Origin of the sequence: Streptomyces sp. NPDC046197, assembly GCF_040646295.1 — a bacterium.
GTDB lineage: Bacteria > Actinomycetota > Actinomycetes > Streptomycetales > Streptomycetaceae > Streptomyces.
Window position 1 is genome coordinate 1 of the sequence record NZ_JBEYZY010000074.1, and the last position, 7,921, is coordinate 7,921.

Below are 7,921 nucleotides of genomic sequence, written 5' to 3' on the forward strand. Positions count from 1 at the left end.
GCGCTCGGGTAGAGGCGGAACCCGTACCTGAGCCGCATAGCGATCACCATACATACGTGGTTCATGGCACCACGCTGGAACCCGAATCCCGCCGTATGCACCGGGTACGAAGCGCACGTACGCCGATACCTGTGGGGCGGCCACTTCTGGTCCGGCTCATACTTCGCAGGAAGCTGCGGCGGGGCGCCCCTGACCGTTGTGAAGCAGTACATCGAGAATCAGAAGCGCCCCATGGGCTGAGGTGAACAGTGCGGACCCGTGCTCACGTGCGGGCCAGAGCAGTTCTGAGATGGCCTTCACCCCCGGCGTAAACGCCGGAGCACTGGCCAAGAGCAAAGGTAGAAGCCGTCGAGGCGACCACGAGCGAGCACGTCTCCGGCAGCGGCGATCACCTCGCGTGGCTTGGCGAGTCCGGTACCGCCTTACCCCTCCCCACGACCAGCGGCTGGGCAAGGGCGAACAGCTGGAAGACGTACCGGTGCGGACCGTGGCCCTTGATCGGTGCGGACCCGGGGTAGCCGCGCCGTGAGCCAGAGTTCGGGAGGCGTACGCCAGGGGCCGGGTTCTTGGCGGCGAGAGCGCCCTGGGCGAGGCCGGTCATGGAGGGGTCGAACAGGGCGATGCCGTGGTTGTACGGCATGGGCATCGCCGCATCGGGGTCATCGACGACCAGCAGCAACTGTGCTGCGCCAGCTGGGACTTCGTCCCGCCTCAGGGGCTGGTGACAGATTCTCGCCGCCGACACGCCGTGCGGCGTGGACGGTCGGGATCGCCGTCTCGCGGGCGAAATCGGGGCTGGTAAGGGCGAGCGCGGTCTCGATGGTCTGGTTCGGCGAGCTCCAGGCGGGGCCGGCCTGCCCCACTCGCCGGTTCTTTAAAGACGGTACTGATGGGCCCGGAGGGAGATTACGGTCATCCGGTACTCGGGTTCGATGTTGAAGCCGATCGGGTCGTCCGCCTGGCTGAACCGTCGGTCATGTGAGGGCCGTTGTGGTCTGCGGTTCGTAGAGGGCTCCGTCGCGGAGCATGGCGAAGAGCACGTCGGCTCGTCGTCCGGCGAGGCAGAGCAGGGCTTGGGTGTGGCCTTTGCCCTGGCTGATCTTCCTGTCGTAGTAGGTCCTGGTAGGGCTTGGTCAGGTGCGTATGGGTGTGGTATGTCGCGGTGGCAGGTGGGGCAGGCGCCGGTCCAGAGCGCGAGTAGTGTCGGTAGCTCGCGGACGATCTGGTGAAGGCTCAGGCCGGCGCCGCGCCTTTTGGGGCCCGGGCCAGTCGTTGCAGGGTGCAAAGCATGCGCGACGGAGACAAGGGTGACGTGGTGGTGCCATCCGCCCCATGTCCGGCCCTCGAAGTGGGCCAGCCCCAGGGCTTGTTTCATCTCCCGGTAGCCGTGCTCGATGCGCCGGCGGAGTTTGGCGAGGCGGACCAGTGTGGTCAGCGGCATGCCGGAGGGCAGGTCGGACGGCCAGTACTGCACCGGCTCGCTCTCGCCGGCGGCCCACTCGGCCAGCAGCCGGCACACGGGCAGTTCCGGGCCGTCGGTGGCCTGCCGGACCTCGCGTCCGGCAGGCCGGATGCGCAGGGCCACGAAGCGGGAGTACATCCGCTTGCGGCCCGAGCGGCCGGTACCGGGCCGGCAGCCTTCCCGCCACTGCACCGGCCTGGACCGCCTTCCGGCCTGCCGTGATGACCAGTTCCTTCACCGACTGCGGCTTGTCGGGATATTTGGCCACCGGCGGGCGTCCGGTCCCGGAGTACGGCTCGGCCACCGGCACCGCGTCGGCGGGCCGAGCCGACAACGTGCTGGAGATTCCCACCACGTGGTTCAGGCCGCGGGCCTGCACTCCGTGCCGGAACGCGGCGGCGTCGCCGTATCCGGCGTCCGCGACGACCAGCGGTACCTCGATGCCCCAGGAGCGGGTCTCGTCGAGCATGTCCAGGTCCAGCTGCCACTTCTCCACGTACCCGACGTCGTCGGGGATGCCGCAGGCGGCACGTCGGGTGACCTTGCCCGGATCGGCCTTCGGCGAGGCGGGATCCCATGTCTGAGGTAGGAACAGCCGCCAGTTGACCGCCGCGGAGGCGTGGTCGGACGCGAGGTGGAGCGAGACGCCGACCTGGCAATTGGCGACCTTGCCGGCGGTGCCGGTGTACTGCCGCGACACACAGGCCGAGGCAGCCCCGTCCTTCAGGAACCCGGTGTCGTCGAAGACCAGGGCCTGCGGCCTGATCGCTCCCTCCATCCGCCAGGCCAGTTTCGCCCGGATGTGGGCCGGTCCCACGGGCTGGTGGTGATGAAATGGGCCAGTGTCTGCCGGTTCCCGTCTTCACCGAGCCGCGCGGCCATCGGCTCGACCGACTTACGCTGCCCGTCGGTGAGCAGCCCCCGCAGATGGACCTGCCCCCACCGGCGCTGGTCCTTGCGCGCGAACGGCTCGAACACCTCCGCCGCGAACTCCTCCAACTCACCACGCACCGCAGCAAACTCGTCCGGAGTCACACACTCTCAACGCCACACCAGGCCCGTAGGACACGCATCACCACACCCGACCTGACCAAGCCCTACTGGACGGACGGCGGGGCCTCACTGCTGTCAGCGGGGCCCCGCCGGGGTGCGGCGTCGTCGGTTTCGGTCAGACGGGTGCCGGCCGGGATCGGTCGCCCGTGGGTTCGAGGCGGACGACGATGCCCTTCGACGTGGGCTGGTTGCTTACGTCGGCGACGCTGTCGAGCGGCACCAGGACGTTCGTCTCCGGGTAGTAGGCGGCGGCCGAACCCTTGGCCGCCGGGTAGGACACGACCTCGAAGTTCTCGGCCCGGCGCTCGGTGCCGTCCTCCCAGACGCTCACCAGGTCCACGCGATCGCCCTGGGCGAGGCCGAGTTCGGACAGGTCGGCCGGGTTGACGAGGATCACGTGGCGGCTGCCGTGGATGCCGCGGTAGCGGTCGTTGTTGGTGTACGGGACGGTGTTCCACTGGTCGTGCGAGCGCAGGGTCTGCAGCAGCAGGTGACCCTCGGGGGCCCGGGGGACCACCCGCTCGTTGCAGGTGAACCGGGCCTTGCCGGTCTCGGTCCTGAACACGCCCTCGTTGACCGGGTTGGGTAGCTGGAAGCCTCCCGGACGGGTCACCCGGGCGTTGAAGTCGTGGAAGCCCGGCACGATCCGGGAGATGCTGTCGCGGATGGTGTTGTAGTCGCCCTCGAACTTGGCCCAGGGGATGTGCCCCTCGCCGCCGAGGCTCAGCCGGGCGAGTCGGCACAGGATGGCGACCTCGCTCAGCAGCACGCGCGAGGCCGGTTCGAGTCGTCCCTGGGAGGTGTGCACCTCGCTCATGGAGTTCTCGACGGTGACGAACTGCTCGCCGTCGGCCTGGACATCACGCTCGGTGCGCCCCAGCGTCGGCAGGATCAGGGCGGTGTCGCCGCAGACGGTGTGCGAGCGGTTGAGCTTGGTGGAGATGTGGGCGGTCAGCCGGCACGAACGCATCGCCTTCTCGGTGACCTCGCTGTCGGGCGCTGCGCGCACGAAGTTCCCGGCCAGGGCGAGGAAGACCTTGACGCGGCCTTCCAGCATCGCCTTGATCGAGTTCACCGAGTCCAAGCCGTGCGGGCGCGGCGGATCGAAGCCGAACTCCTCCTGAAGGGCGTCCAGGAAGGTGTCCGGCATCTGCTCCCAGATGCCCATGGTGCGGTCGCCCTGGACGTTGCTGTGGCCGCGCACCGGGCAGGCGCCCGTGCCGGCGCGCCCCAGATTGCCGCGCAGCATCAGGAAGTTGACGATCTCCCGGATGGTGGGCACACCGTGCTTGTGCTGGGTGATGCCCATCGCCCAGCACACGATGACGCGTTCGCTCCGCAGAACCTCGTCGCGGACCTTCTCGATCTCCTCGCGGGTCAGTCCCGTCGCCGCGCGCACGTCGTCCCAGTCGACGGTGCGGGCGTGCCGGGCGAACTCCTCGAAACCGGAGGTGTGGGCGTTGATGAAGTCGTGGTCCAGGACGGTGCCGGGACGCGCGTCCTCCGCCTCCAGCAACAGCCGGTTCAGTGCCTGGAACAGGGCGAGGTCCCCGCCCGGCTTGATGTGCAGGAAGCGGTCGGCGATCTGGGTGCCCCGCCCCACGACCCCACGCGGCTTCTGCGGGTTCTTGAAGCGTCGCAGCCCCGCCTCCGGCAGCGGGTTCACCGCCACGATGCGGCCGCCGTTGCGCTTGGCCTCCTCCAGGGCCGAAAGCTGCCGCGGGTGATTGCTGCCCGGGTTCTGCCCCACCAGGAAGATCAGGTCCGCGTGGTGGAGGTCGTCGAGACTCACCGTGCCCTTGCCGACGCCCAGCGTCTCGTTCAGGGCGAAGCCGCTGGACTCGTGGCACATGTTGCTGCAGTCGGGCAGGTTATTGGTGCCGTAGGCGCGGGCGAAGAGCTGGAAGACGAAGGCGGCCTCGTTGCTGGCCCGGCCGGAGGTGTAGAAGACCGCCTCGTCGGGCGAGTCCAGCCCCTTCAGTTCCTGCGCCAGGACGCCCAGGGCGTCGTTCCAGCCGATGGGCTCGTAGCGGTCCGACCCGGGCCGTTTGATCATCGGCTCGGTGAGCCGACCCTGCTGGTTGAGCCACATGTCGGAGCGGGCGGCCAGATCGGACACGCTGTGCTCGCGGAAGAAGTCGGCGGTGATCCGGCGCGTCGTGGCGTCGTCGTTGATGTGCTTGGCGCCGTTCTCGCAGTACTCATTGCGATGGCGCCGGCCCGGAGCGGGGTCCGCCCACGCACAGCCGGGGCAGTCGACCCCGCCCACCTGGTTCATGGTGAGCAGGTCGACCCCGGTCTTGCGCGGGGAGGTCTGCTCCAGGGAGTACTCCAGCGCGTGCACGACGGCGGGAACCCCGGCCGCCCACTTCTTCGGCGGTGTCACGGAGAGGGAGGTCTCCGGCTCCTCACCGGGCGGGTTCTGCATCGCTTGGCCTTTCTCTTGCCGTGTGCGGTACGCGGGTCAGCCGACGGGCCACTGGGCGACACGGCTCCTGGGCGGTTCCGGGGTGTCGTGCTGAACCCGGCCGTTGCGGATGGTGCCGCGCCAGGCACCGCCCTCCTGACCGAGCCCTTCGATGAAGTGCTTGAAGCTCACCAGTTCCCCGCGCACCAGTCGCACGGTCAGCCCCACGACCCTGGACGAGCGGGTGAGGACCTTCGCGGCCCCCTGCGGTTGGAGGAGCATCCGGACCGTGATCGCGGTGCCACCGGACTCCGTCGGCCTGAACTCGACCTCGCCCTGGTGGGTGGGGTGTTGCTCCAGGCCACGCCAGGCCAGGTAGGCGTCAGGGTCCTGTTCCACGATCTCGACCGCGAAACGGTGACGCAGGGGGCCGTAGCCGATGGTCCACGCGGTGACGGTAGGCCTGATCTGCTCGACGTCGCGCACCACGGTCGAGAAGCGCGGGAACGTCTTGAACTGCGTCCACTGGTTGTAGGCCGTGCGGACCGGCACCGCGACCTCGACCGTCTCCTCGACGTGCCGCTCGCGCAGGGGACGGCGGCGTGTGACGCCGTCGCCGTCGGAGCGCATGCCTGGGGTGTTCGGCACGGCCTGCCCACCGTCGTCTTCGTGCGCCATCATGGTCCTTCTTCCGGTGAGGGAGCCGGGCGTCCAGAGACCCGGCCCTCCCCTTATGGGGCAGGGCATCTCTTCCGGTTCCCCGATCCCGGGTTTTGAGTCACCCGACCGTGTAGGCGTCCCGGGCGGCCCCGAGCGCGAGAAGGGGCCGGGCCCGGCTCGCAGGAGGGGCGCCGAGCCCGCGGCTGCCTGGTACCCGGGCGTTTCGGCACGGGCACCAGGGCGTGGCTGCCCTCCGGGCTGGCGTCGCTGCGGGCTGTTGGGCGATGCCGCGGCCCGGGGGCAGTTGGAGGTGACCGAGCCGGTGGCCGTTCAGGAACAGCCGCACGGCGTGGGGCAGGCTGCGTGCTGGGTCCTGCGGCGGTGTGGGGACGCGGGGTGGCGGCCGGCCGGGGCGGCTGGTTGGGGCCCGGCACGGTCGTAGAGAACCTGCTGGTCGTGCTGCCAGGGGCCGGGCCCTGAGCCTGCTCTGGTCGGGGCAGTCGCCTGGGGCGCTGCCCTCACTCTCGTGGGCACGTGACGAGCTTCCACAACGCGGCCGGCGCCGACCTCGTCGTCTACAACAGCCAGTGGATCCGCCGGAACGGGGAACTTCTACGCCCGCTGCCCGCCCGAGTTCCTGCCCCGGCGCAGCACCGTCGTGAGACCGCCGGTGATCGCGGACGAGTACCGCACCCAGCCGGGCATTCCCCTTTCGGACTTGGCAGGGGCGGCCGACACCCGATTCGGGGAGCGGCGTGCGCAGGCCGTGCCCCGTCCGCGTGCGGGCCGGTGCCGGGCATAGCCCGTGACCCGGCTTGGCTGATACCCCCGTAGCCCAGGCCGGGCCATGGAGGTCGGGTCACCCGGCACGCTGGGTTGTCTCCCCGGCCTGAGCGGGTACGGCCGGCAGGGAGACGGTGCAGGAGGCGCAGCGTCGGGCCTGGGCGGGTACGGGGCTGAGGCATTCGGGGCAGTCTCGTTTGGGGGCCTGGACGTCTTGGTGCGGGGCGAGGCGTTCGTGGAGCTTGTTGATCGGGAGCACGACCAGGAAGTACACGGCGCCGGCGAGGAGGAGGAAGCTGATCGCCGCGTTGATGAAGGCGCCGTAGGGGAACTTGGTGGCTCCTACGGTGAAGGTCTTGCGGCTCATGTCGCCGGTGGCGCCGGTGGCCAGCCCGACGAGCGGTGTCAGGAAGGCGCTGACGAAGCCGTTCACCACGGCGGTAAAGGCTGCCCCGATGACGATGCCGACGGCCAGGTCGACCACGTTGCCGCGCAGGATGAAGCTGCGGAAGCCCTTCACCTTCTCACCCCTAAGAAGCTCTTGACGTCGACGAGCGGCACCGAAAGCGCGGTCAGCCCACTCCCTTCACCACCTCGGATGCCCTGCCACCCCTCACACATGCCGGCTCCGCCGCGCGGCGCGGTGATGTACTGGCCGTGTATCGAAAGTGGATCTTGAGCTGTTCCGCCCAGCTATTCCGCCCCACCGGCCGGTCGGTGGACACACTCGCCGACGCGCACAGCGGACTGGGCAGCATGCTCGGCCCGGGTGCCGCCCTGGTCTTCGCCATCGCCCTCCTGGCCTCTGGCTTCGCTTCCTCCTCCGTCGGCACCTACGCCGGGCAAATCATCATGTCGGGCCTTCTCAACCGCTCCCTACCGCTCGCCCTGCGCCGCGGCATCACTCTCGCGCCGGCCTTGGTCATCCTGTTCGCGGACATCGACGCCACCCGCGCTTTGGTGTGGTCCCAGGTCGTCCTGTCCTTCGGTATCCCCTTCGCCCTTGGGCCGTTGATCCTCCTCACCCGCAACCACACGGTCATGGGCCCGCTGACCAACCGTTCCCTCACGGCCCTGGTGGCCTCCGTCATTACAGCTCTCGTCAGCATCCTGAACTTCTACCTGATCGGCCAAGTCCTGTTGGGTTAGGCACAGGCGTTTCTGCCAATGGCACCGCCGGGTCGCAGGGCGGCCCAGTGGTGCCTTCCCGCCAGGCAGTCTCAAGTTCGAGCCACAAATCTCGTCGTACGAGGGGCGGTGCGCGTCGCGGTCTCCCCATCGCACGATCACCCATGTAAGTTTCACTCGTCGGTTGCAGTCCTTACTTTCAGTCGAGGCTACGGAGCCCATTCATGCCCCACCTGCTGCCGGACACGAGACCGCAGCGCATCCTCGCTGCCTCGAACTTCGTCTACACCGTCGGCAGCGGTCTCTATCTGACCGCAGGAGTGCTGTACTTCAGGGTCTGATGCAGGTTCGGGTGACAGGTGCGGTCACGCGGCCTGGAGGGCCGGCGTGGTCATGACGGTCTCGAATTCGATGGGGGTCAGCCGGCC

At 69.1% G+C, this 7,921-nt stretch carries 5 protein-coding genes and 3 pseudogenes; 2 read left to right on the forward strand and 6 right to left on the reverse strand.

The features are described from left to right. Positions 1-147: 147 nt before the first annotated feature. Positions 148-240 (forward strand): annotated as a pseudogene (locus AB0A61_RS40510) (transposase); the annotation flags it as partial. Between the two features lie 148 nt (positions 241-388). On the opposite strand, the gene AB0A61_RS40515 reads toward AB0A61_RS40510, so the two are convergent. The 6 genes and pseudogenes from AB0A61_RS40515 to mscL form a co-directional block, all read right to left on the reverse strand. After that, positions 389-745 carry a YbhB/YbcL family Raf kinase inhibitor-like protein gene (locus AB0A61_RS40515; RefSeq protein WP_361304504.1) on the reverse strand — a complete coding sequence of 119 codons (357 nt, stop codon included), beginning with the start codon at positions 743-745 and terminating at the stop codon, positions 389-391. A gap of 229 nt (positions 746-974) precedes the next feature. Beyond that, positions 975-1,127: pseudogene (locus AB0A61_RS40520) on the reverse strand (IS110 family transposase); the annotation flags it as partial. A 106-nt stretch (positions 1,128-1,233) separates the two neighbouring features. Continuing rightward, positions 1,234-2,497 (reverse strand): annotated as a pseudogene (locus AB0A61_RS40525) (IS701 family transposase). Positions 2,498-2,630: 133 nt separating this feature from the next. Continuing rightward, positions 2,631-4,943, reverse strand: coding sequence for an FdhF/YdeP family oxidoreductase (locus AB0A61_RS40530; RefSeq protein WP_361304507.1), 2,313 nt, complete (start codon positions 4,941-4,943; stop codon positions 2,631-2,633). Positions 4,944-4,979: 36 nt separating this feature from the next. Continuing rightward, positions 4,980-5,600, reverse strand: a complete 621-nt coding sequence (locus tag AB0A61_RS40535) for an SRPBCC family protein (protein WP_361304516.1) — start codon at positions 5,598-5,600, stop codon at positions 4,980-4,982. 841 nt (positions 5,601-6,441) lie between these two features. Continuing rightward, positions 6,442-6,885, reverse strand: coding sequence for a large conductance mechanosensitive channel protein MscL (gene mscL / locus AB0A61_RS40540; RefSeq protein ID WP_361304510.1), 444 nt, complete (start codon positions 6,883-6,885; stop codon positions 6,442-6,444). A 155-nt stretch (positions 6,886-7,040) separates the two neighbouring features. On the opposite strand from mscL, the gene AB0A61_RS40545 reads away from it, so the two are divergent. Continuing rightward, complete coding sequence (locus AB0A61_RS40545) at positions 7,041-7,514, forward strand: Nramp family divalent metal transporter (protein ID WP_361304513.1); 474 nt, start codon at positions 7,041-7,043, stop codon at positions 7,512-7,514. Positions 7,515-7,921: the final 407 nt, after the last annotated feature.

What these genes read in the sequence shown, in the direction of transcription:
- AB0A61_RS40530 (WP_361304507.1), bottom strand. Translation starts at nt 4,943, where the DNA reads ATGCAGAACCCGCCCGGTGAGGAGCCGGAGACCTCCCTCTCCGTGACA.
- AB0A61_RS40535 (WP_361304516.1), bottom strand. Translation starts at nt 5,600, where the DNA reads ATGGCGCACGAAGACGACGGTGGGCAGGCCGTGCCGAACACCCCAGGC.